Below are 21,968 nucleotides of genomic sequence, written 5' to 3'. Positions count from 1 at the left end.
GAAATCCATTTCCGGAGAAAGGGATCCCCCCGCAGACACAGGCAGTCAAGCACGAATGCTTCTCCCGATGACAGGGGGTTCCGGAAGAACGTATGCGGCGCGTATGTGTCAGCGCGCAAGGTTCTCCAGGGCCGCCGGGAACGGCGAATGGAGATTCCGGTAATACGCGTCCGGCGCTATGCCCGCGGCGCGTACCTGTTCCGATACGTGCTCGTGCAGCGTGCGTTCCGGGTTCCGTTCCTGTGCGTGCGCCAGCACCGCGTCGGCGATGACGGTGGCGCGGTGCTGGCCGAAGCTCATTCCGCGGTAGCCGGGGCGGTCGTCCTCGGGCTCCCAGGCGAGGGCCACCCCGGGGGCGACGGCTCTGGCGAAGGCCGAGGTGCGGGGGTGGGGCCCGTTGGTACGGGCGGGGGGTGCCGCCGCGACGATCAGGGGTGCCGCCCGCCAGGCCGCCGGGCCCAGGTAGACCACCAGGCCGTCGCGGCGCGGGTAGAGCGGGCGGGCCGACAGCACCTTGGCGCGGTACGGGACGGCGGAGTCCTCCAGCGCGCGCGTGACGGCACGCCAGGTCCGCACCGCTTCCGCCGGGTCGCCGACGTGCACGTAGACCCGCAGCACCGGACGCCGGGCCGCCCCCCGCCCGCGGGAGCCGTCGACGAGGAAGTAGCCGGGGGAGAGGGCGGGGCGGTGGGCGGGGAGGCGTACGGGCTCGCCGGGGGAGGCCGGGGCGTCCGGCAGGCGGACCCGGACGCCGTCGACCAGGACGACGCCGGTGCCGGCCCGTGGGGCGGCCGCGAGCGTGGTGGTGTGCGGGGTGGCCGCCTTCAGCTCTGCCTCGAAGGCGCGGTCGCGGACGAGGGGGGCGGGCGTCTCCCCGGGCCGGTGGCCGGAGTGGAAGGTCTCGTAGAGCGCGTTGACCAGCCGGCGGTGCAGCTCCCGGGCGTTGTCCGCGTGCAGGTCGCGGCCGGCGACGGTGGCGTGCCGCAGCCCCGCGGCCACGCTCACCCGGGCCAGGACCGGCGACAGGTGCGGCGTCGACTCCATCTCACGCCTCCAGGCCGAGCGCGGCGGTGAACTTCTCGGGGTGCAGGACGGCGGACCGCCCGATGCCGGCGGCGGCGCGGTCCACGGCGGTCAGCGCGGGGCGGGTCTCGGCCGCGGCGAACATGCGGTCGATGAGGTGCCAGCCGGCGAACGCGGCCGCGCGGACGGCGAGTCCGGGGTCCGCGGCGGGCCGCGTACGCCGGTAGCCGTCCCAGAAGGCGGCGGTTCTGGTGCGCAGCCGGGCCAGCTCCCGCACGCCGCGTGCGACCACCTCCTGATGGGACAGCGGGCGGGACCCGGCCCGGGCGGGGTCCCCGTCCGGGCCGTCGTCCTCCTGGGACGGGACCTCCAGCACGGCCCGGTACAGCCACTCGCCGGCGAAGGCGCCCACGTCGCGCGCCGGGTCCGCCGGCCGGAACTCCTCCCAGTCGCAGAGGTGGAGGCGGCCCTCGAAGCGGAGGAACTGGTCGAGCCGCAGGTCGCAGTGGGCCGGGGTCCGCGGGGCGCGGCTCTCCCGGGCACGGAGGTCGCGGAGCGCGGCGGCGAGGCCGGTGTCCGGCTGGAGCATGCGCCACCCCTCCAGGCAGGCGCCGCTGGCCTCGGTGAAGTAGTCCAGCGGCAGGTGGTCGAAGAGGGCCACCGGCGGGAGCCGCGGCGGGTCGGCCGCCGGGTCCGCCGCCTGGTCCGCCGCCGGGTCGGGGTCCCGCTCGGGCGCGAGGGAGTGGAGGGTGCCGATCATGTGTCCCGCCGTACGGGCCAGGTCCTCGTCGAACTCGCCCGCCGCCGCCAGGTCGTGTCCCGAGCGGGCGCCGCCGAGCCACTCCCAGGCGACCACGAGCGCGTCCTCGTCCCAGCCCAGGCAGGCCGGGGTGGGCAGCCCCGGCGGGCGTCCGCCGGCCGCGACGGTCTCCTCGAAGCGCCGCAGCCGCCCGAACCGCCGTACGGCCTCGGGGCGGCCGCCCCGCAGGCGCTTGACGAAGACGCGGTGCCCGGTACTGGTCGTACCGGCGTGGTTGTCGTTGCGGCCGGGAGGGGATTCGCCGTCGCCGGGGTCCAGTTCACCGAGGCCGAGGCGGTCCAGGAGAGCGCGGGCGTGGTCGAGCGTGCCGACGGTGGTCATGCGGGCGGATCACCTTCGCCTTTCCTGGTGGAATTCCCGGGTCGATTACTCGGCGGTTTCCGGTTGCAGCGTGCCGGTGAGGATCTGCCGCTGGAGCTGCTTGAGCGACTGCATGGGCTCCAGGCCGAGTTCGGAGACCAGGTGACGGCGGAGCGTGTGGTAGACGCGCAGGGCCTCGTGCCGGTGCCCGGCGAGGAAATAGGCCCGCATCAGCAGGGCGTGGGCGTGTTCGCGCACGGGGTGGTCGGCGGTCAGCGAGCCGAGCTGGAAGATGGCCTCGGAGTGGCGGCCGGCGGCCATCAGCGCCTCGCCGCGCTCTTCGAGGGTGCGCAGGCGCAGCTCCTCCAGGCGGGCGGCCTCGGCCGTCAGCAGGGCGCCGCTGGTGCCGCCGAGCGCGGTGCCGCGCCACAGCCCCAGGGCGGTGTCGTACGCCCCGAGGGCGCGCCGCGGGTTCCGGGCGGCCAGCGCGGCGTGCGCCCGGTCGACGAGCGCGGAGAAGCGGTCGAGGTCCAGCTGGCCGGGGGCGACGCGCAGGGTGTAGCTGGACGGGAGGGTGCGGAGGGTGCCGGGCGGGGCTTCGCGGAGCTTCTTGCGGAGTTCGGACACGAGGGTCCGTACGCGCATGTCGGGCGCCGCGGGCAGCGCGCTGCCCCACAGCGCGTCCATGATCTTCGGCACCGGGACGGACTCGTTGGCGCGCAGCAGCAGGAGCGAGAGCAGGGAGCGCTGCTTGCCGTTCAGGTTCGGGCGGCGGGTTGCGGTGCGGACCTCGACGGCACCGAGGACCTGGTACTCCACATCGTGCGTCATCGCGATCTGCTCCGGTGGGGCCGTGGTGCCTTCGGCGTTCAGCGTGCGGCAGCGGGGCGGGCGCTGTCGGGCTGATTCGGGCTGGGGTGAACAACGACGTACCCGGGCGGCCGGAACGTACCGGCACGATCCGCCCCCGGCCGCGGCGTGTCGCGCTGCGTGGTCAGCTCGCCGGCCCGCCGGGCGGTGAGGTGAGGACGGCGAGGCCGAGGGCGGTGGGGCTGTGGAGGGCGGTGTTGCGGTACCGGACGGTGCGGACCAGGCCCGCGGTGCGCAGCGTCGTCGCGTGCTCGCTGGCGCTGGAGGGCAGGATGCGGGCGAGCGCGGCGAGTTCGCGGGTGGAGCAGCCGGGGTGTTCGGCGATGGTCTGGAGCACGGCGGCGCGGGTGGGGCCCAGGAGCGACGCCACCGCCGACCGGGCCCGGGAGGCGGCCGGGGCGGGCCCGGCGGCCGGCCCGTCCGGTGGCGTACCGCCGCCGGACGGGCCGCCGCCGACCGGGTAGCGCAGCACGGGCTGGGGGTCGGCGTCGATGTCGACGGCGGGCGCGCCGGCTCCGAAGACGGAGGGCGTGAGCAGCAGCCCGCTCCCCTCCAGGCGCAGGTCGCCGTCGTATCCGGAGGGCAGCGCGACCTCCAGCACCGGCGACCGCCACCGGATGCTCGGCGGGTGGAGCTGGCCGAGCAGGTGCGCCACGCCGCCGGTGAGCACCTGCCGCATCCGCAGCCCCCGGTCCGCGACCGCCTCGTCGGTGATGTGCGCCCAGTGCGGGGACAGCAGGACGTCGTACACGTGCGCCACGCTGTCGCAGAGCCGGCGCAGCAGCGCGGGGTCGTCGGCCAGGCCGCGCGCCCACGGGGGGAGCGGCTGCCACTCCGCCACGTGGGCCAGGTCCCGGCGGATCTGCGAGCGGGGCGTGGCCCGGATACGTTCCAGCAGGTCGGCCGGGTCGCCGGGGCGGGCGGCGGTCAGGAAGGTGGGCGCCCAGCCGCGTGCGGGCACCAGGTCGAGCACCATGCGCGCCTCCGGCCGGAGGCAGGCGAGCGCCGCGTGCCGCCACGCGCCGAAGTGCAGCGGGTGGCCGCGCGTCTGGAGCGTGCGCACGGCCGCGCCCAGCTCCAGCAGCGGCAACGGCTGCGTCACGCGCGTGCGCGCGAGGTCCTCGGTCGTGAAGTGAATGCGGTACGCCATGGCCGGTCCACTGTTCCCCCTGCCCGCGGCTGCCTCCCGGATTCCCCCCGGATTCCGCGTGCGGGCCGCGTCCAGGCTAGGAGGCCCGCGCGGGGGCCGGGGGCGCGCGTGCGCAGGTTGGCCGAAAGCCGCCCGCGGGGTGGGGCGGCGGCGGTCGCCCCCCGTGCCCAAAATACCCCCCGGGGTAATTGTGCTACGGTCGGCTGTATACCCCCCGGGGTAATCAGCCACATGAAAGGAGTGCGTCGTGTTCTTCGTCGACACCATCGAGGTGCCGGGCCTCGGCAACCGCGGCTACCTCGCCGGCGGCGCCCGCACCGCCGTAGCCGTCGACCCGCCGCGCGACATCGACCGGGTCATCGGCGCCGCCGCGCGGCGCGGGGTGCGGATCTCGTACGTCGTCGAGACGCACCTGCACAACGACTACGTCACCGGCGGGCTGGAGCTGGCGCGGACCGCCGGGGCCCGGTACCTCGTGCCCGCCGGCGCCCGCGTCGCCTTCCCGCACGAGCCCGTACGCGACGGGGACACCGTCGACGTCGACGCCGGCCTCCGGCTGCGCGCGCTGGCCACGCCCGGGCACACCCCGCACCACACCTCGTACGTGCTGGCGGAGGACGGCGCCGCCGTCGCCGTGTTCACCGGCGGCTCGCTGCTCATCGGCACGGTCGGGCGGCCCGACCTCGTCGAGCCGCGGCTCACCGAGTCGCTCGCCCGGGCCCAGCACGCCTCCGCGCACCGGCTGGCGGCCGAGCTGCCCGAGGAGGCGGCCGTGCTGCCCACCCACGGGTTCGGCAGCTTCTGCTCCGCCGCCGGGTCCGGCGGCGGGGGCGAAGGGACCACCATCGGCCGGGAGAAGGCGGCCAACGAGGCCCTCCTGCGGGACGTGGACACCTTCGTCGCCGACCTTCTCGCCGGCCTCGACGACGCCCCCGCGTACTACGTCCACATGAGCCCGGTCAACGCCGCCGGCCCCGCCCCCGTGGACCTGACCCCGCCCGCGCCCGCCACCGCCGACGAGATCGCCGCCCGGCTGGCCGCCGGGGAGTGGGTCGTCGACCTGCGCGGCCGCGTCGCCTTCGCCGCCGGGCACGTGGCCGGCTCGGTCAACTTCGAGGCCGACGGGCAGCTCGCCACCTACCTCGCCTGGCTGATCCCCTGGGGCCGGCCCGTCACCCTGCTCGCCGAGTCCCCCGGTCAGCTCGCCGACGCCCAGCGCGAGCTGGTGCGCGTGGGCATCGACCACCCGGCCGCCGCCGCCACCGGCGGCCCGGCCGACTGGGTGCCGGACGGTGACGCCCCGGCCTCCTTCCCGCGCGGCACCTTCGCGGAGCTCGCCGGCCGGGCCGCGGACGTCGTCGTCCTGGACGTGCGGCGGGACGCGGAGCGCCGCGCCGCCGGGCACGTCGAGGGGTCGGTCCACATCCCCGTCCACACCCTGCACCGGCGCCTGGGCGACGTGCCCGCCGGCGAGGTGTGGGTGCACTGCGCGGGCGGCATGCGCGCCGCCATCGCCGCGTCGCTGCTGGACGCCGCCGGGCGGGACGTCGTCGCCGTCGACGACTCCTTCGCCGCCGCCGCGGACGCGGGCCTTCCGGTACGGGCCGGCTGACGTGCCCGCCGACGTGCCCGCGTACGGCCCCCGGAGCGCAGCCCCGTGAGCACGCTCATACTCGCCCTCGCCGCCGGCGCCCTCACCGGCCTCGCCCTCGGCGCGCTCGGCGGCGGCGGCAGCGTCCTGGCCGTGCCCGCGCTGATCTACGTGCTCGGCTACGGCCCGGTCGCCGCCACGACCGCGAGCCTGGTCATCGTCGCCGTCACGTCCGCCGCGGCGCTGGCCGCGCACGCCGCCGCGGGCCGGGTGCGGTGGCGTACGGGGCTGCTCTTCGCGGCGGCCGGGGCGGGTCCGGCGATGCTCGGCGGGGCGCTCGCCGAGCGGCTCCCGGCGGCGGTGCTGACGGCGGCCTTCGCGGGGGTCGCGGCGGCGGCCGCGGTGTGCGTGCTGCGCTGCCGCCGGGGGGCGCGGGGCGGGGCGGAGGACGCCCCGCGGACCGCCCCGGGAAGCGCCCCCGGGAGCGCCGCGCGGCGCCCCGCCGCCGTACGTCCCGGGCGGGCCGCCGCGGCCGGGGCGGGGCTCGGCGCGGTCACCGGTGTCGTCGGCGTCGGCGGGGGCTTTCTCGCCGTACCGGCGCTGACCGGCGTGCTCGGCCTGCGCATGCGGGTGGCGGTCGGCACCAGCCTGCTGGTCATCACCGTCAACTCACTGGCCGCGCTCGCCACCCGCGCCGGTCCGCTCGGGAGCCTCGACTGGGCGGTCGTCGGGCCGTTCACCGGCCTGTCGGTCCTCGGCGCGTGGGGCGGCAAGCGGCTGGCCGGCGGGGTCTCCGGGGAGACGCTGCGGCGGATCTTCGCGGTGACGCTGCTCGCCGTGGCCGCGGTCATGCTGGCCGACGCGGCGGTGCGGGCGTGAGCCGGGCGTACGGAGGGCTCACGCCAGCGACAGGAAGAGCTTCTCCAGCCGCGCCCGCATCGCCTCGGGGTCCTCCCCGTTCTTGCGGCCCGACTCCATGTCGAGCACGCACTGTTGCAGGCCCGTCGCGATGATCGCGAACCCGGCCCGGTCCAGCGCCCGCGAGGCGGCGGCCAGCTGCGTGACGACGTCCTCGCAGGCGCGGCCCTCCTCGATCATCCGGATCACCCCGGAGATCTGGCCCTGGGCCCGGCGCAGGCGGTTCAGCACGGCCTTCAGGTCCGCGCCCTCCAGCTCCAGTTCCATGCTCACTCCTCCGCCGAAAATACCCCTAGGGGTACTGTACGTCCCGGCCCGGGACGCCGTCGAACCACGAACGCCACCCGAACAGTAAGGACCGCACCCGCCATGACCCGCACCCCCGCACCCGCCACCCTCGGCCCGGACCAGGCGCGCACACGCCTGGACGACCTCGTCGTCCTCGACGTGCGCACCCCCGCCGAGTACGCCGCCGGCCACGTGCCCGGCGCCCTGAACATCCCCCTCGACCACGTCCGCCGGGCGCTGCCCGACATACGGGCCGCCGCCGAGCGCCGCGACGTCCTCGTCGTGTGCGCCTCCGGCGCCCGGTCGGAGAGCGCCTGCCGGCTCCTCGCCGGGCAGGGCGTCGCCGCCGCCGGCCTCGCCGGCGGCACCGCCGCCTGGGCGGCGGCCGGTCACGACCTGCACACCCCCGGCCCGCGCACCCCGGCCGCCGGCGCCGCCCGGACCGGCTGGAGCATGGAGCGCCAGGTCCGCGGCACCGCCGGCGGCCTGGTGCTGCTCGGCCTCCTGCTCGGCGTGCTCGTCCACCCGGCGCTGCTGCTGGTGCCGGCGGCGATCGCGGGTGGCCTGGTCTTCTCCGCGCTGACGGACACCTGCGGCATGGCGGCCGTCCTCGCCCGGCTCCCGCACAACCGCCCCCGCGGCGCCGACCTGGAGGCCGCGCGCGCGTCCCTCCGCGGCGTCTGAGCCGCGGGCGCGCGCGGCCGTCAGGTCACCAGGCCCTGACGGTAGGCGTAGACGACGGCCTGGACGCGGTCGCGCAGGTCGAGTTTGGTGAGGATGCGGGACACGAAGGTCTTGACCGTCTCGGGGCTGAGCTGGAGCTCCGCGGCGATCTCGGCGTTGGACAGACCGCCCGCGAGCAGCCGGAGCACCTCCAGTTCGCGGGGCGTCAGCGGGATGTCGCGCGGGGTGTCGTCGGCGGGGCGGATGCGGGCGGCGTAGCGGCCGACCAGCCGGCGGGTGACCTCCGGGTCCAGCAGCGCCGCGCCGGTGGCGACGGTGCGTATGCCGTGCAGCAGCTGGGCCGGCGGGGCGTCCTTGAGGAGGAAGCCGGCGGCGCCGGCGCGCAGCGCCTCGTAGACGTACGAGTCCAGGTTGAACGTCGTCAGCACCAGCACCTTCGCGGGGTGCGGCACCCGGGCGCCGGCCAGCCGGCGGGTGGCCTCGATGCCGTCGAGCACCGGCATGCGCACGTCCATCAGCACGACGTCCGGCCGCAGCCGGCCGGCGAGGTCCACCGCGGTCCGGCCGTCGCCGCACTCGCCCGCCACCTCCAGGTCGGGCTGGGCGTCGATGATGGTCACCAGGCCGGTGCGGACGAGGTCCTGGTCGTCGCAGATCAGCACGCGGGTCGGCGCGGTCACGGCGCGCCGCCCGCGCGCGCCGGTATGCGGGCCCGTACGACGAAACCGCCGCCCGCGCCGCGGCCCGCGGTGAACTCGCCGCCCAGGACGTCCACCCGCTCGCGCAGGCCCGCCAGCCCCCGGCCGCCGCCGCCCGGGGAAGAGGCCGGGGCGGCGGTGCCCTCCGTGCTCACGGCCACGGTGATCTCGCCCGCGCCGTGGTGCACCTCGACCGACGTGCGGCTGCCGTGCGCGTACTTCAGGGCGTTCGTCAGCGCCTCCTGGACGACCCGGTACGCCACCAGGTCGGCGCCGCCCGTCGACTCCGGCGGCGTGCCCTCCTCCGTGAACTCCACCGGCTGCCCCGCCAGCCGCGTCTGCTCCACGAGCGTCAGCAGCCGGCCCACCGACGGCTCCGTCGACGACGGCCCGGCCGCGCCGCCGTAGTCGGGGTTGAGCAGGTCGAGCAGGTGCCGCAGGTCGGTGATGGCGCGGCGGCCGGTGTCGGTGACGGCGGTCAGGGCGGTGTCGAGGCGGTCCGGCGCGGCGGTCAGATAGCGGGCCGCCTCGGCCTGCACGACCATCGCCGTCACGTGGTGGGTCACGACGTCGTGCAACTCGCGGGCGATGCGGGTGCGTTCGGCGGTACGGGTGTCCTCGGCGACCCGGCGCCGGTGCGCGGCCTCCGCCGCCCGGGTGGCGCGCAGCCACGACCCCGTGCCCCACACCAGCGCCATCGCCAGGTAGTACAGGACGAACTCGCTCGGCCCCTCCGTCCCGCCGGCCCCGACGAGCGCGAGCGCCAGCGCCACGTACGCGACGGAGAACGCCAGCGCCACGGCGCGGCGGTGGCGCTCCAGGTGGGCGCCGGCGCTCAGCAGGGCGATCGCCTGGGCGGTGCCGGCGAGCGAGTGGTAGCCGCGGAGCTGGTCGACGGCGAACCCGGCCGTCACCAGCACCAGGCAGACGAGCGGCCGGCGGCGGCGGATCGCGAGGGGCAGGCACTGGAGCGCGACCGCGGCCACGGCGAGCGCGTCGAACTCGCGGCCGGGGAGGCCGCCGAGCTGGGTGCCGTGGGTGTGGGACGCCGGGAGCAGCGCGGCGACGAGGATGAGCAGCCCGAGCGGCAGGTCCCGGACCGTGACGTCGAATCGGCGCCACAGCTCCTTCAGTCGGCGCGCACTCGTCACCGGGGGAGTGTAGCCGCGGCCCGGGCGGGCGCCGCGGGCTCGTCGCCGTACGGGCCCCGCCCGCTCCGGCCGCCCGCGCCGCCCCCGCACCGCCGCCTACTCCTTCGGCTCCGCGCCGGTCGCCGCCCGCGACGTGACGCGCCGGATCGCGCGTACGGCGACGTCGGGCTCGTCGGCGTAGATGTGGTGCCCGCTGTTCTCCGCGGTGCTCAGCGAGCTGCGCTCGGACAGCGCCAGCCACTTGCGCTGCCCGGCGAGCCAGGCGCGCTCCAGCCCCGGCCCGTACTCGGGCACCTGCGCGAGGTACTCCTTGCCGTGCCGGATCACCTCGACCGGGATGTCGCCGGCGGAACGCACCTTCCCGTCCCGGACCGTCAGCTTCTCCGGGCCCCGGCCGCCGAGGATCGCGAGGGTCTGCTCGCGCAGTTCCACGGCCGGGCCGGTGGCGGACTCGGGGATCTCGCGGACGAGGTCGGCCTTCTGGGTCGGCGAGGTGGCGTCCATCAGGACCAGCCCGCCGACGCGGCCGGGGTGGCCGGGCGCGTAGCGGGCGGAGATCAGCCCGCCCAGCGAGTGCCCGGCGAGGACGGCGGGCCGGCCGCCGGCGACGCGGTCGAGGACCCCGGTCAGCACCTCGCCGGTGGTCGCGATGGTCTGCGGCCCTGCGGGCTTGTCGCTCGCGCCCTGGCCCAGCCGGTCGTACGAGCAGACCCGGTCCTTCGCGCTCAGCTGCTGCTGGAGGCCGGCGAGCTTGGTCAGGTCGTCGCCGCCGCCGGAGAGCAGGACGACGACGGGGCGGCCGGGCACGGGCGTGCCGGAGCACGAGACGTTCACCGACCGGCCGCCGACGTCGATCTTCTCGGTGCCGGTGAGGAGAGCGTCGCCGTCGCGTTCCCCGGAGGCGGCGGGCTTCGCGCCGTCGGAGTCCCGCGAGCCCTCCGAGCCCTCCGGGTCCTCGGAGCAGCCGACGAGCCCGGCGCCGGCCGCCGCGCAGCACAGCCAGACGAGTGCGGTCGCGGTACGGGTGGTGCGGGTGCGGGGGGTACTGCCGAACACGGTGTCCTCCGGGCTACGGGAATCGGGAATCGGGGCCGCCCAGAACGCTAGGGACCGGGCGGCCCCGGAATCGTCACCGCCGGGAGGACACCTGCGCGTAGCTCGCGCGGGGGACAGGGGCGCCGGCCGGGCGCCCGCGGTCAGCCGCGGGCCATGGCGATGACGCCGGAGAGGCGGCCGCCGGCCTCGTAGATCATGTACGGCACGCCGCGGTCGGTGCCGAACGCGGGGGCGGCGGCGCGGCCGTTCTCCGGGGCGGCGGCGCCGGAGTCGTAGAAGACGCCGAGGTGGTCGCGGCGGGAGAAGTCGGCGCCGACCTCGGTGATGAGGATGTTGCCGCCGCTGCCCTTGTCGGTGTGGTAGACGACGTAGGTGCGGCCCTTGCGGCGCAGCAGGTGCGCGCCGGAGACGTCGGAGGCGCCGACGGCGGCGTGGTCGATGAGGGGCTCGGGGTCGAAGGACCAGGTGCGGCCGTCGGGTGACCAGCCCCAGCCGATGTCGCGGTGGTTGGCGCGGTCGTTGCGCATGAACACCATGACGTAGCGGGCGCCGCGGCCGGGGATCTCGTGGGGGAAGACGCGGGCGTACGAGGTCTCGGTGGTGCCGGCGGGGAGCATCGCGGTGGTGAGCACGGCCTTGTCGTACCGGAAGTGGATGCCGTCCTTGGAGCGGGCGAGGCGGGTGGTGTTGTTCTCGCCGTGGAAGTAGAGCCACATCTCGCGGCGTCCGGCGTGCCACATGACGTGCGGGGAGGAGACGTGGCTGACGTCGTAGTGCGGCCTCCAGACGTTGCCGACGATCGGGTTGCGCGGGTACTCGGTGAACGGGCCCTCCAGGGAGTCGCCGTAGGCGAGGCAGATGCCGCCGGGCCGGTCGTGGGGGGCGTAGTAGAGGTAGTAGCGGCCGAGGGGCGCGGGGAGGCGGTCGTAGACGCCGCGGACGCAGGGGAAGATGATCTCGCCGGTGGGGTTGTAGGAGAGGTCGCCGGGGACGAGCAGGGTGCGTACGTAGCGGTAGTCGGGGAAGCCGCCGGGCGCGGCGAGCGCGGTGGCGGCGGGCGCGGGGGCGGCGCCGGCGGCGGTCTCGCCGAGGGCGAGCAGGGTGCCGCCGGCGGTGGCGGTGGCGGCGGTGCGCAGGAAGCGGCGTCGGTCGAGTGTCATGGCGGGGTGACTCCTTGTCGGCTGCGGGGCTGGGGCGGCTGCGCGACGCGTGGTGCTAATGCGTATTACCTAGGGAGCGGCGCCCGGTGGGGCGGGAGCTGTTGTGGATGAGCAGGACTGTGCCGCCGCACCGCGAACCCCGTCAAGACGAGCCGCGGGCTAATCACGGGTAATCTCCGGCCGGGTGCGGTGCGCGGGTGCCGTCCGGGCGGGGCGGCGGGGGCCCGGTGGTCCGCGGGGGAAGGGCCGGATAGTCTCGACTTCCCTCGTGCGCCGGCCAGTTCGGACGTTCCTGAGACTGAGGAGAGTGGGCGATGACGCCTGACGAAGGACCCGCGATACCCGGCATCCCGACCGACCGCCCGACCTCCGCGCGCGCCTACGACTGGATGCTGGGCGGCAAGGACAACTACGAAGTCGACCGCGACATGATCCGCGCCGGATTACCGCGGTTCCCCGAGGGCGTGGACATCACCCGGCAGAATCGTCTCTTCCTCTACCGGGCGGTGCGCTACCTGGCGCAGGAGGCCGGGATCCGCCAGTTCCTCGACATGGGCTGCGGCCTCCCCACGGACAACAACGTCCACCAGGTCGCCCAGGAGTTCGACAAGGACACCCGCGTCGTCTACGTCGACATCGACCCCATCGTCCTCGCCCACGGCCGCGCGCTGCTCGCCGACGACGACTCCACCGTCGTCATCACCGCCGACATGCGCGACCAGGAGGTCGTCCTCGGCCACCCCGAACTCCAGCGGCTCATCGACTTCAACGAGCCGCTCGCCGTGCTCTTCCTCTCCGTGGTCCACCACCTGCGCGACGAGGACGACCCGCGGACCATCCTGCGCACCGTCATCGACCGCGCCGTGCCGGGCAGTTACCTCGCGCTGTCCCAGGTCGTCACGGACGACGAACAGCACGCCAGGGTGTCGTCCGAGTACATGAACAACAACAAGGTCCCCTGGCAGACCCGCACCCCGCAGCAGGTCGACGCCTTCACCGACGGCCTGGTGCCGGTCTCCCCGGGCATGGTCAACCTCGCCGAGTGGCGTCCGGACCCGTTCCAGCCGCCGCTGCAACCGGTGCCGGCGGAGCTGAAGGAGTACGTCGGCCGGACGAAGGAGAGCAACCGGCTGTACGAGTACGGCGGGCTGCTCCGCAAGCCCTGACGGCGGAACCGGAGCGGCGGTGAATCTCAGAGAGTTCTGAGTCCGCGCCGCTAGCGTCCGGTCCATGACGCGTACCCAGCCCGAGCAGTTCCCCGGCGGCGTCCTCGACCTCCTGGAGGACGCGGGCCGCCGGACGGTCTTCGAACACGCCGGCCGGACGGTGTCCGGGGCCCTGCTGCTGGCGGCGGTGCGCCGCGCGGCGGCCGGGCTGCGGCGGCACGGCGTCGGTCCCGGGGACGGCGTGGGCGTGCTGCTCGGGGTGAGCCCGGAGGCGTTCGCCGCCGTGATCGCGGCGCACGCCGTGGGGGCCCGGGTCGTCGGGGTACGGCCGGGGCTGACCGGGCCGCAGCGGGAGCACCTGCTCGCGGACACCGCCTTCGTCCTCACCGAGGCGCCGGACGGCCACCCGGCCGCCGGCCCGCCGGGCGGCTCCGCCGCCGGGCGGCCCCGTTCCGTACTCCCGCTCCACGACCTGCTCGCGGCCCCCGACGACGGCCGCCGGCCGGAGGTCTCGGCGCGGCCCGCGGACACCGCCCGGCTCATCCACACCAGCGGCAGCACCGGCCTCCCCAAGGCGTGCGCGCAGACGTACGCGGCGATGACGGCCGCCTGGGCGCTCCGCCCGGACGCCTGGCCGCCCGTCATCCGCGAACTCGCCCCGCGGCTGGAGCGGTTCCTGGTGTTCGGCACCCTGGCCAGCCAGGTGATGCTGGAGTACGGGCTGCTCTCCCTCGCCGCCGGCGGCACCCTGGTGGCCGCCGACCCGGCCGACCTGTCCGGCGGCCTCGCGCGGCACCGGGCCACCGGCAGCGTCATCACCGCGGCCCGGCTGACGCGGCTGGTCGCGGAGCGGCGCGCGTCGGCCGCGGGCGCGGGCGCGCTGCGCGCGCTGATGCTGTCCGGCTCGCCGGTCCCCCCGGGGCGGCTGCGCGAGGCCGAGGCCGTGCTCGGGCCGGTGGTCTTCCACGGCTACGGGCAGACCGAGACCGGCATGATCTCGATGGCCGCCCCCGGCGAGGAGCCCGGCTGCCTGGGCGTGCCGCCCGTCGACGTGGAGGTCCGCGACGCCGGCGGGCGCGCGGTCCCGGCCGGGGAGGACGGGGAGCTGTTCGTCCGTACGCCGGGACAGTGCGCCGGCTACTGGAACGAACCCGGCCGCACCGCCGAGGTGTTCACCGGCGGCTGGGTGCGTACCCGCGACCTCGGCCACCTGGACGCCGCCGGCCGGCTGTGGCTCACCGGGCGGACCCGCGACGTGGTCATCGTCAACGCCAACCTGTACTACACCGGCCCCGTCGAGCGGGTGCTCGCCGCCCACCCCGCGGTGGCCGAGGCGTACGTCGTCGCCGTGCCCGACGACGCCACCGGGGAGGCCGCCCACGCCTACGTGGTGCCCGCCGACGGGCACGTACCGCAACTCGCCGGGCTGCGCGCGCTGGTGGCGGCGGAGCTGGGCGGGGAGTGCGCGCCCGCGCGGCTGACGGTGATCGAGTCGGTGCCGCTGACCCCGGCGGGCAAGCCGGACAAGCGGCGGCTGGCGGCGGCGGCGCGGGCGGCGGCCGGGGCGTAGCCCCCGTACGGACCGGCCGCCGGGGCGGAGCCCCCGGGGCGGGGGCTCCTGGTCGGGGGCCCCGGGCCGCGGCCGGCGGGCGGGCGTACGGGGGCTCAGCCGCGGTCCGCCGCCAGCCCGTGCGACCGTGCCTCCCGGCGCCGCTCCACCCGCTCGATCAGCGCGATCAGCGGCGTCGCCGCGACCGTGGTGACGAGGGCGACCACGACCAGCGCGCTGAAGATCGCCTGGGTGACGATGCCCGCCGCCAGGCCGAGGTTGAGCGCCACCAGCTGCATCAGCCCCCGCGCGTTCATCAGCGCGCCGACCCGCAGCGCGACCCCGTTCGGCTCCCCGGCGGCCCGGGCCGCCAGCCAGCAGGCGCCGAACTTCCCGGCCACCGCGACCGCCACGCACCCCACCGTGAACAGCAGCACCGGGCCGTCGCCCAGCAGCGTGAAGTCCGTGTTCAGCCCCGAGTACGTGAAGAACAGCGGCAGGAACGCCGCGCCCACCGGCGTCAGCTTCTCGACGGTGTGGTCCAGCCGCTCCGAGCGCGGGAACACCAGCCCCAGGCTGAACGCGCCGAAGACCGCGTACAGACCGACCGAGTCGGTGTACCAGCCCACCAGGAACAGCGCGCCGACCAGCCCGAGCAGCAGGTTCTCCGGCGCCACCCGCTCGGCGAGCCGCACGGCCCGGCCCCGGGCCCGCGCCACCAGGGCCAGCAGCACGACGAGCCCCACCCCGCCCGCGACCGCCTCCGAGACCAGCGACGGGGTGCCGCCGGCGAGGCTGAACACCCCCGCCAGCAGCACCCACGCCACCACGTCGTCGACCGCGCCGGCGCCGAGCGACAGCGCCCCGTACCGGGTGCCGCCGAGGCCCCGTTCCGTGATGATCCGGGCCAGCATCGGGAACGCCGTCACCGCCAGCGCGACCCCGACGAACAGCGCGGACACCGTCAGCGACACGCCCGGGGCCAGCGCCCCGGTCCGTTCGCCCGCGACCAGCGTCAGCCCGGCGCCCAGCGCCACCGGCGCCGCCATCCCCGCCGCGGAGACCTTCAGCGTCGACCCGGCGACGCCGCGCAGCCGGTCCACCCGGAACTCCCAGCCGACGTGGAACATGAACGCGACGAGGCCGATCTGCCCCACCACGTAGAGCACCGGCCGCAGCTCCCCGGGGAACAGCTCCTCCTCGACGCCGGGCAGCAGCGCCCCGAGCACCGAGGGCCCCAGCACGACGCCGGCGAGCATCTCGCCGACGACGGGCGGCTGGCCGACCGTCTGGAGCAGCCGGGTGACGAGGCGGCAGACGACGAGGATGACGACGACGGCGAGGAAGAACGCGGGCGCGAGCTCCGCGGGGGTCACGTGCCCTCCCCCTCCGGACGGGCGGCCGGACAGGACGCCGGCGGGCCGCCCGCTTGCGGACCGGACTCCGGTGGGGGCGCGCCGGGCGGGCGGGTCGCGAAGTAGCGCGCCGCCGGCCGCAGCCGCCGGGCGTGCAGGACCATGACGGTGCCGAGCACCAGCTGCCGTACGCCCCGCGTCACGTCCTCCGCCGCGTCGCGCCGCCGGACGAACGCGCGCAGTGCCGCGAGCCGCCGCGGCCGGGGCGGGAGCCCGCGCGGTATCAGCAGGCAGGGCGCGCGGTGCGGGAGGGACCGGGTGTGCGAGGCGGTCGAGTCCAGGCGGAAGCGGCGCAGCACCTCCCGTACGGCCGCGCGCAGCACGAGCGGGGAGATCCGCCAGGCCGGGCAGGGGCGGTTCGCCGCCACGCCGAAGGGGATGTGGTGGGCGTCCTTCGCGGAGAGCGTGGCCCACCGGTCGGGGTCGAACTCGTCGGGGCGGTCGTATCCCGTGGCGTGGTAGTCGGGGTAGCTGAAGCAGACCACGGACCCGGCGGGCAGGGTCGTGTCCGCGTCGAGCGGGACCGGGCCGGTGGTGATGCGGTGCGCGATGCCGAAGAGCGGGTACAGCCGCATCGTCTCGTCGAGTACGCGGCCGAGGTAGCGGTCGTCGTCGGGGCGCTCCGCGACCCGCCGCTGCACCCGGTGGTGCGTGGCCAGCGCGAGCAGCACGTGCGCGGTCGCCTCGGACAGCTGCACGACGGCGGTGTTGAAGAACGTCCCCTGGAGGTAGTGCACCTGCTCGGACGGCGACAGCGAGGCGGGCAGCCGGTGCGGTACGTCGCCGGCCGCGACCCGGGCGCGCAGGTACGCGGTCAGCCGCGCCCGGCGCCCCGGGTGGCGCAGCCCGGTGCACTTCAGGGAGCTGATCACGTCGCTCGCGTGCGCGGTGATCAGCTTCCGGGCGGGCGGCGGGCACGGCTCGCGGAAGACCAGCTCGTAGGCGAACTCGGCCCAGGCGGGCATCACCAGGTCGCGCAGCCGGACGAGGCTGACGCGGCCGGCGGGGAGCGCGTCGAGGAGGCGGGCGAAGACGGCGGCGGCGGCCGCGGTGTGGGCGGCGGAGTCGCCGGCGAGGATGCGGCGGGTGGTGGCGGCGACGTCGTCGTAGCGCGGCCCGGGCTCCAGGTGCTCCTGGTGGACCTCGGAGCCGGGCGCCAGCCAGTACCAGAACAGGTCGGACAGGGCGGCGCCGGCGCTGCGGCCGTCGACGGCCGGGTGCGCGTAGACGCGCTCGAACACCTCGGGGCCGTGGGCGGCGTTGGGGAGGGTGAGCGTCCGCTCGCCGTTGACCCGGGCGAAGACGCGGCCCCGCAGGGCCACGACGCCGCGGGGCAGCCACCAGGAGCCGGCGGCGGCGGCCCGGTCGGCCCCGGTCACCGCTCGGCGCCCCGGCGGACGACCATGTCCCGCGTCAGATCGGCGTTCCGCCGCCCCCCGCACAGGGCCAGGGTGTGGTCGTACCCGTCCAGCAGCGCCGCCAGCACCCGCCGTACGCCCGCCTCACCCGCCGCGGCCAGCCCCCACAGCACCGGCCGCCCCACCCCCGCGGCGGCCGCGCCCAGCGCCAGCGCGACGGCGACGTCGCTGCCCCGCCGCACCCCGCCGTCGAGCAGCACCGGCACCCGGCCGGCGACCGCCTCGGCGACCGCCGGCAGGCAGTCGACGGCCGCCGGGACCGCGTCGCACTGCCGGCCGCCGTGGTTGGAGACCAGCACGCCCGCCGCGCCGTGCTCGACCGCCAGCCGGGCGTCCGCCGGATGCAGAACTCCCTTGACCAGGACGGGAAGCGCGGTCGCCCGCAGCAGCGCGGTCAGCTCCGGCCAGCCGACGCCGGCCGACATCGGGATGTCGGTGAGCCCGCCCGGCGGGGCGCCCGGCAGGTCCCGCATGTTCTCGGCGGCGTAGCCGGGCGGCAGGTCGGTGAACCCGTTGCGCACGTCCCGGGGACGGCGGCCGAACACCGGCGCGTCGGCGGTCACCACCAGCGCCGTACAGCCCGCGTCCTCCGCACGGCGCGCCAGCGCCTCGGTGACCTCCCGGCGCGGATGCAGATACAGCTGGAACCACACCGCGGGGTCCGCCGCCGCCTCCCGGGCCGCCGCCACCACGTCGGCGACCGCGGTGGTCGCGGCGGCGCCGGTCACCAGCACGGCACCCTCGGCCGCGGCGGCGCGGGCGGTGGCGCGCTCGCCGTCCGGGTGCAGCAGCCGGTGGAACGCGGTCGGCGCCACCACCACCGGCGCCGCGCGCGGCGCGCCGGGGAGCGCGGCGGTACGGTCCCGGGCCCCCGCGCCGCGGAGCACGCGGGGCAGCAGGGCGTACCGGTCGAAGGACCGCTCGTTGCCGGCGAGGACGCGTTCCTCGCCGGCGCCGCCGGCGACGTAGTCGTAGGACGCGGTGTCCAGCGCCCGGCGCGCCGCGTCGTGCAGCTCGCGCAGCACGTACGACTCCCCGAGCCGCTCCGCGTCCCCGAAGCGCTCGGCGTCCCCGAGCCGCTCCGCGTCCTCGCGCCGCCGCACGTCCGCGCGCCGCCCCGCCCCGCCGCGCTCCCGGACCGTCACCGCGCGACCGGGGCGACGGGCCCGCGGCGGGCGGCGAGGAACGCGCGGAGCGGGGCGCGGTGGACGACCTCGTCGTCCCACTCGTTCTCCAGGTTCTCCGTCACGTGGTGCGTGCCGACGAGCTCGCCCGCCCGGTACCAGCGCACCACCGGATGCAGATACCGGCCGTCGAGCCCCGACACGTCGCGCATCGACGGGCGGCTCGCGGTCACGTCGAACGGGTCCACCCGGTCGTGGCCCGCGCCGTACTCCAGGGTGATCACCGCGTACGCGGCCACCTCCCCGAACTCCCCGTCGTGCACCGCGTGGGGCACGTGCCCGACCGGGACCTCCTCGGCGTAGCGCATCGCGCCGTCCGGTGCGACCAGCAGCACGTCGCCGAGGACGGAGTGCTGCTGCCACAGGGCGGAGGACCGGTTGACGCGGTCGAGGACCGCCCCGACGGCCCGCTCGGGGTCGTCCGACAGGTCCGTCACCGGCCACGGCTCACCGTGGTGCCGCAGCCGCAGCGTGCGGTACAGCGCGCGGACCGAGTAGCGGAAGCCGTGGATGAAGCCGGTGGTGGAGCGGCGGAAGTCGGGGCCCTGCATGACGGTGCCGGCGAAGTACAGGCCCGGCACGTTCACCGACTCGCCCACGGGCGTGACGGCCGGGAAGCGGTCGTTGACCATCAGCGCCGGCGCGCAGTCGCCGTCGAAGAGCGAGGCGTCGAAGCGGAAGCCGGTCGCCAGGATCACCCGGTCGTAGTGCAGGTCCCGGGCGACCTCGTCGACCCGCTCGAACGCGACGGGCACGGTGAAGCCGCCGCCGGGGGCGCGGCGGATGGCGAGCGGGCGGCCGTCGAGGAGGGCGTTCTGCGACTTCAGCTGGTAGGTGTCGAGGAAGTTGTTGTTCACGGCGCGCAGATGGCCCACGTAGTGCGTACGCCAGGCCAGCGGCAGCGAGCCGGAGCCGACGACGTGGATGACCGCGGCGGTCTCCATCAGGCTGTCCGCCGTCTCGAAGGCGGAGTTGCCGCGGCCGACGATGAGGACGCGCTGGTCGGTGAAGGTCCCGGGGTCGGGGTCGAACGTGTCGTAGCGCTCGGCGAGTTCGACGCCCGGCAGGGACGGCAGGTGGGGCAGGGTCATCCCGGTGGCGACCACGAGCCGCCGCGTGTGCCGTACGTGGCCGGTGTGGTCGGTGACGGCGAAGCCGTCCGGGGTCCGGCGGACCCGCTCGACGGCCGTGTCGTAGCGCACCGCCACGCGGGTGCGGGCGGCGAAGTCGCCGAGGTAGCGGACCATGTCGTCGGCCGGGGGGAAGTAGCGGGGGCTGTAGCGGGTGAAGAGCAGCTCGGGGTCGTCGCTCAATAAGGAGTTCCAGTCCATCCGCAGCCGCAGCTCCGGATCGTCGTAGCCGGTGTGGACCTTGTTGCTGGAGATCAGGCGGCGGTGGCGGGGGAAGCGGGTGAAGAACGCGCCGGGGACGCCGTCGCGTTCGAGAACGACGTAGTCCGCACCGTCGCGCTCCAGGAACGAGGCGAGCTGCAGCCCCGCGGGCCCTGCTCCGATGATGAGGTAGTCGTGGGTCATATTCCGGACGTTAGCCGCCGGATTTCAGAGCCCTCTGAGATTCCCCGCCTAGGCTCCCCGGCGTGCTGACCACCACGGACACCGTCTCGCTCGCCGGCTCGCCGGACACCGCCACCCTGCGCCGCGCGGCGGCGCCGCTCACCGTCACCGTGGACGACGGGACCCGCGCCCGCATCGAGCGCGGCCGGCGCCTCTTCCGCGACCTGCGGCACGGACCGCCGGGCGCCGGGTCCGGAGACGGCGACGGAGGCGGCGGCGTCGACGGCGACGGCGGCGGCGGCGGCGGCACGGGAACGCGGATCTACGGCGTCACCACCGGCTTCGGCGCCCTCGTCGGGTACGCCGGCCGCGCCGACGAGGCCGACCAGTGCGACAACACCCTCGCCCACCTCGGCGCCGGCCAGGGCCCCGACCTGCCGCACGAGATCGCGCGGGCGGCGCTGCTGCTGCGCGCCTTCTCGCTCGCCCGCGGCCACTCCGGAGTGTCCGCCGAAGTCGTCGACCGGCTCGCCGCCATGTTCGCCACGACGTTCACGCCCGCCGTCCCCCGCTACGGCTCCGTCGGCGCGAGCGGCGACCTCATCCCCCTCGCCTACGCCACCCAGGCCCTCCGCGGCCGCGGCCACGCCTACCTCGACGGCCGCCGCAGACCGGCCGCGGACGCCCTCACCGCCGCCGGCCTGCGGCCCCTCACGCTCGACGGCCGCGACGCCCTCGCCCTCGTCAACGGCACCTCCGTGACCACCGCGGCCACCGCCCTCGCCTGCGCCGCCGTCCGCGCCGCGCACCGTTCGCTCACCGCCCTGACCTGCCTGCTCGCCGACCTCCTCGGCTGCGACCCCGGCTTCGCCGACGACGACCTCCTGCGCGCGTACGGGCACGCGGGCGCCGTCGACGTCGGCGCCCGCATGCGGCGTACGCTCGCCGGCCTCCGCCCCTCCGGCACCCGGCCGCTCCAGGAGCCGTACAGCATCCGCTGCGCGCCGCAGCTGCTCGGCGCGGCGGAGGACGCGCTGCGGTACGTGGACCGGGTGGTCGCCGCCGACCTGGGGGGAGTCAGCGACAACCCGCTGTTCTTCGCCGCGGACGACGGCGGGGACACCGGGGCAGGCGGGAAGGTGGTGCACGGCGGGAACTTCTTCGGGCAGCCCGCCGCCTTCGCCGCCGACATGCTCGCCTCCGTCACCGCGCAGCTCGGCAACCTCGCCGAGCGCCAGCTCGACCTGCTGGTGGACCCGGCCCGGAACGGCGGGCTGCCGCCGATGCTCACCCGCACGCCGGGCGCGCAGCACGGGTTGCAGGGCGTGCAGCTGGCGACCACGGCGTTCGTCGCCGAGATCCGGCACGCGGCGACGCCCGCCGGCACGCAGAGTCTGCCGACGAACCTGCACAACCAGGACGTCGTCCCCTTCGGCACGCAGGCCGCGCTGCGCTCGTACGACACGGCGCAGCTGCTCGGGCTGCTGTGCGGATCGCTCGCGCTCGGCCTGCGGCAGGCGGCGTACGCGGGCGCCCGCACGCCCACGGCCGCACGCTGCGGCGAACTCCTCGACGCCCTCGCCGCGCTCATCGCGCCGGTCGACCCGGACCGCCCGCTGGACGCGGACGTCCGGGCCGCGGCGCGGCTGCTGGCGGCGGGGGAGGGGGGCGTGGGGGAGGTCTGAGCGGGGGCGCCGCCGCCCGCGCCCGCGGGGGAGCGCGCGGCGCCGCCTGTGCGGGGCCGCCTGTGCTGGAGCACCCGCACGGGTCCGCCCGGGCGGACCCGACCGCAGGGGCCGCCCGCGCAGGCCCCGAGCGGGAGCTCCCGTGCGGGGCCGCCTGCACGGGAGCGCCCGAGCAGGGCCGCCTGCCCTGGAGCGTCTACGCAGGACCGCCTGTGCTGAGGTACCCGGGGGCGCCCACGCGGGACCGCCCTACGAGGGAGCACCCGCACAGAGCCGCCCCTGCGGGGCCGCCCGCGCTCCCTCCCCCCTCCTTACGGGCGTCCGCCCG

Annotated in this window: 19 protein-coding genes; 6 read left to right on the top strand and 13 right to left on the bottom strand. The window is 76.5% G+C overall.

Annotated features, from left to right (window positions below):
- Window positions 1-108 precede the first annotated feature (108 nt).
- The 4 genes from ACHZ99_RS32300 to ACHZ99_RS32285 all read right to left on the bottom strand — a co-directional run bounded on the left by ACHZ99_RS32300 (window position 109) and on the right by ACHZ99_RS32285 (window position 4,163).
- The gene (locus ACHZ99_RS32300; protein ID WP_420308391.1) at window positions 109-1,044 is read right to left on the bottom strand and encodes a T3SS effector HopA1 family protein; all 936 of its coding nucleotides are present in this window, start codon (window positions 1,042-1,044) and stop codon (window positions 109-111) included.
- A 1-nt stretch (window position 1,045) separates the two neighbouring features.
- On the bottom strand, window positions 1,046-2,164 hold the full coding sequence (gene lxmK / locus ACHZ99_RS32295; protein ID WP_420308390.1) for a class V lanthionine synthetase subunit LxmK: 1,119 nt from the start codon (window positions 2,162-2,164) through the stop codon (window positions 1,046-1,048).
- 45 nt (window positions 2,165-2,209) lie between these two features.
- Entirely contained in the window at window positions 2,210-2,974 is a 765-nt protein-coding gene (locus ACHZ99_RS32290) for an AfsR/SARP family transcriptional regulator (RefSeq protein WP_420308389.1), read from the bottom strand.
- 163 nt (window positions 2,975-3,137) lie between these two features.
- Window positions 3,138-4,163, bottom strand: a complete 1,026-nt coding sequence (locus ACHZ99_RS32285; protein ID WP_420308388.1) for a winged helix-turn-helix domain-containing protein — start codon at window positions 4,161-4,163, stop codon at window positions 3,138-3,140.
- 247 nt (window positions 4,164-4,410) lie between these two features.
- On the opposite strand from ACHZ99_RS32285, the gene ACHZ99_RS32280 reads away from it, so the two are divergent.
- Together ACHZ99_RS32280 and ACHZ99_RS32275 are read left to right on the top strand one after the other, a co-directional pair.
- A complete protein-coding gene (locus ACHZ99_RS32280; RefSeq protein WP_420308387.1) occupies window positions 4,411-5,775 on the top strand; it encodes an MBL fold metallo-hydrolase in 1,365 nt (454 codons plus the stop codon).
- A gap of 45 nt (window positions 5,776-5,820) precedes the next feature.
- Window positions 5,821-6,633 (top strand): sulfite exporter TauE/SafE family protein, encoded by an 813-nt coding sequence (locus ACHZ99_RS32275; protein WP_420308386.1) that lies wholly within the window; start codon window positions 5,821-5,823, stop codon window positions 6,631-6,633.
- An 18-nt stretch (window positions 6,634-6,651) separates the two neighbouring features.
- On the opposite strand, the gene ACHZ99_RS32270 is transcribed toward ACHZ99_RS32275, so the two are convergent.
- Window positions 6,652-6,939: a metal-sensitive transcriptional regulator gene (locus ACHZ99_RS32270; protein ID WP_420308385.1), complete on the bottom strand. Its 288-nt coding sequence runs from the start codon at window positions 6,937-6,939 to the stop codon at window positions 6,652-6,654.
- 102 nt (window positions 6,940-7,041) lie between these two features.
- Here ACHZ99_RS32270 and ACHZ99_RS32265 point away from each other — a divergent pair, with 102 nt between their 5' ends.
- Complete coding sequence (locus tag ACHZ99_RS32265; RefSeq protein WP_420308384.1) at window positions 7,042-7,644, top strand: rhodanese-like domain-containing protein; 603 nt, start codon at window positions 7,042-7,044, stop codon at window positions 7,642-7,644.
- Window positions 7,645-7,664: 20 nt separating this feature from the next.
- On the opposite strand, the gene ACHZ99_RS32260 is transcribed toward ACHZ99_RS32265, so the two are convergent.
- From ACHZ99_RS32260 to ACHZ99_RS32245, 4 genes are all read right to left on the bottom strand, one after another.
- Window positions 7,665-8,324, bottom strand: coding sequence for a response regulator (locus tag ACHZ99_RS32260; protein WP_420308383.1), 660 nt, complete (start codon window positions 8,322-8,324; stop codon window positions 7,665-7,667).
- The gene (locus tag ACHZ99_RS32255; protein WP_420308382.1) at window positions 8,321-9,493 is read right to left on the bottom strand and encodes a sensor histidine kinase; all 1,173 of its coding nucleotides are present in this window, start codon (window positions 9,491-9,493) and stop codon (window positions 8,321-8,323) included. The genes ACHZ99_RS32260 and ACHZ99_RS32255 overlap by 4 nt, the downstream gene beginning before the upstream one ends.
- 96 nt (window positions 9,494-9,589) lie before the next feature.
- Window positions 9,590-10,549, bottom strand: a complete 960-nt coding sequence (locus tag ACHZ99_RS32250) for an alpha/beta fold hydrolase (RefSeq protein WP_420308381.1) — start codon at window positions 10,547-10,549, stop codon at window positions 9,590-9,592.
- Window positions 10,550-10,689: 140 nt separating this feature from the next.
- Entirely contained in the window at window positions 10,690-11,709 is a 1,020-nt protein-coding gene (locus ACHZ99_RS32245) for a hypothetical protein (protein ID WP_420308380.1), read from the bottom strand.
- A 314-nt stretch (window positions 11,710-12,023) separates the two neighbouring features.
- On the opposite strand from ACHZ99_RS32245, the gene ACHZ99_RS32240 reads away from it, so the two are divergent.
- Together ACHZ99_RS32240 and ACHZ99_RS32235 are read left to right on the top strand one after the other, a co-directional pair.
- Window positions 12,024-12,875, top strand: a complete 852-nt coding sequence (locus ACHZ99_RS32240; protein WP_420308379.1) for an SAM-dependent methyltransferase — start codon at window positions 12,024-12,026, stop codon at window positions 12,873-12,875.
- Window positions 12,876-12,939: 64 nt separating this feature from the next.
- Entirely contained in the window at window positions 12,940-14,445 is a 1,506-nt protein-coding gene (locus tag ACHZ99_RS32235) for a class I adenylate-forming enzyme family protein (RefSeq protein ID WP_420308378.1), read from the top strand.
- A gap of 95 nt (window positions 14,446-14,540) precedes the next feature.
- Here the strand turns inward: ACHZ99_RS32235 and ACHZ99_RS32230 are convergent, their stop codons facing one another.
- From ACHZ99_RS32230 to ACHZ99_RS32215, 4 genes are all read right to left on the bottom strand, one after another.
- Window positions 14,541-15,800 (bottom strand): cation:proton antiporter, encoded by a 1,260-nt coding sequence (locus ACHZ99_RS32230; protein ID WP_420308377.1) that lies wholly within the window; start codon window positions 15,798-15,800, stop codon window positions 14,541-14,543.
- On the bottom strand, window positions 15,797-17,218 hold the full coding sequence (locus tag ACHZ99_RS32225) for a cytochrome P450 (protein WP_420308376.1): 1,422 nt from the start codon (window positions 17,216-17,218) through the stop codon (window positions 15,797-15,799). Before ACHZ99_RS32225 ends, ACHZ99_RS32230 begins: the two co-directional genes overlap by 4 nt.
- Entirely contained in the window at window positions 17,215-18,282 is a 1,068-nt protein-coding gene (locus ACHZ99_RS32220; RefSeq protein WP_420308418.1) for an alpha-hydroxy acid oxidase, read from the bottom strand. Before ACHZ99_RS32220 ends, ACHZ99_RS32225 begins: the two co-directional genes overlap by 4 nt.
- A gap of 116 nt (window positions 18,283-18,398) precedes the next feature.
- Window positions 18,399-19,976 carry an NAD(P)-binding domain-containing protein gene (locus ACHZ99_RS32215; RefSeq protein ID WP_420308375.1) on the bottom strand — a complete coding sequence of 526 codons (1,578 nt, stop codon included), beginning with the start codon at window positions 19,974-19,976 and terminating at the stop codon, window positions 18,399-18,401.
- A gap of 62 nt (window positions 19,977-20,038) precedes the next feature.
- Here ACHZ99_RS32215 and ACHZ99_RS32210 point away from each other — a divergent pair, with 62 nt between their 5' ends.
- A complete protein-coding gene (locus ACHZ99_RS32210; protein WP_420308374.1) occupies window positions 20,039-21,640 on the top strand; it encodes an aromatic amino acid ammonia-lyase in 1,602 nt (533 codons plus the stop codon).
- Window positions 21,641-21,968: the final 328 nt, after the last annotated feature.

The organism is Streptomyces sp. MAR4 CNX-425 (assembly GCF_048656465.1).
In the GTDB taxonomy this organism is placed as follows: Bacteria; Actinomycetota; Actinomycetes; order Streptomycetales; family Streptomycetaceae; genus Streptomyces.
This window is presented reverse-complemented; position numbering and strand designations above follow the sequence as displayed.

Bases quoted from the DNA above. Each gene is read 5' to 3' on its own strand.
- ACHZ99_RS32215 (WP_420308375.1), bottom strand. From the start codon at position 19,976: ATGACCCACGACTACCTCATCATCGGAGCAGGGCCCGCGGGGCTGCAG.
- ACHZ99_RS32240 (WP_420308379.1), top strand. From the start codon at position 12,024: ATGACGCCTGACGAAGGACCCGCGATACCCGGCATCCCGACCGACCGC.
- ACHZ99_RS32290 (WP_420308389.1), bottom strand. From the start codon at position 2,974: ATGACGCACGATGTGGAGTACCAGGTCCTCGGTGCCGTCGAGGTCCGC.
- lxmK (WP_420308390.1), bottom strand. From the start codon at position 2,164: ATGACCACCGTCGGCACGCTCGACCACGCCCGCGCTCTCCTGGACCGC.
- ACHZ99_RS32270 (WP_420308385.1), bottom strand. From the start codon at position 6,939: ATGGAACTGGAGCTGGAGGGCGCGGACCTGAAGGCCGTGCTGAACCGC.
- ACHZ99_RS32245 (WP_420308380.1), bottom strand. From the start codon at position 11,709: ATGACACTCGACCGACGCCGCTTCCTGCGCACCGCCGCCACCGCCACC.
- ACHZ99_RS32235 (WP_420308378.1), top strand. From the start codon at position 12,940: ATGACGCGTACCCAGCCCGAGCAGTTCCCCGGCGGCGTCCTCGACCTC.
- ACHZ99_RS32265 (WP_420308384.1), top strand. From the start codon at position 7,042: ATGACCCGCACCCCCGCACCCGCCACCCTCGGCCCGGACCAGGCGCGC.
- ACHZ99_RS32300 (WP_420308391.1), bottom strand. From the start codon at position 1,044: ATGGAGTCGACGCCGCACCTGTCGCCGGTCCTGGCCCGGGTGAGCGTG.
- ACHZ99_RS32285 (WP_420308388.1), bottom strand. From the start codon at position 4,163: ATGGCGTACCGCATTCACTTCACGACCGAGGACCTCGCGCGCACGCGC.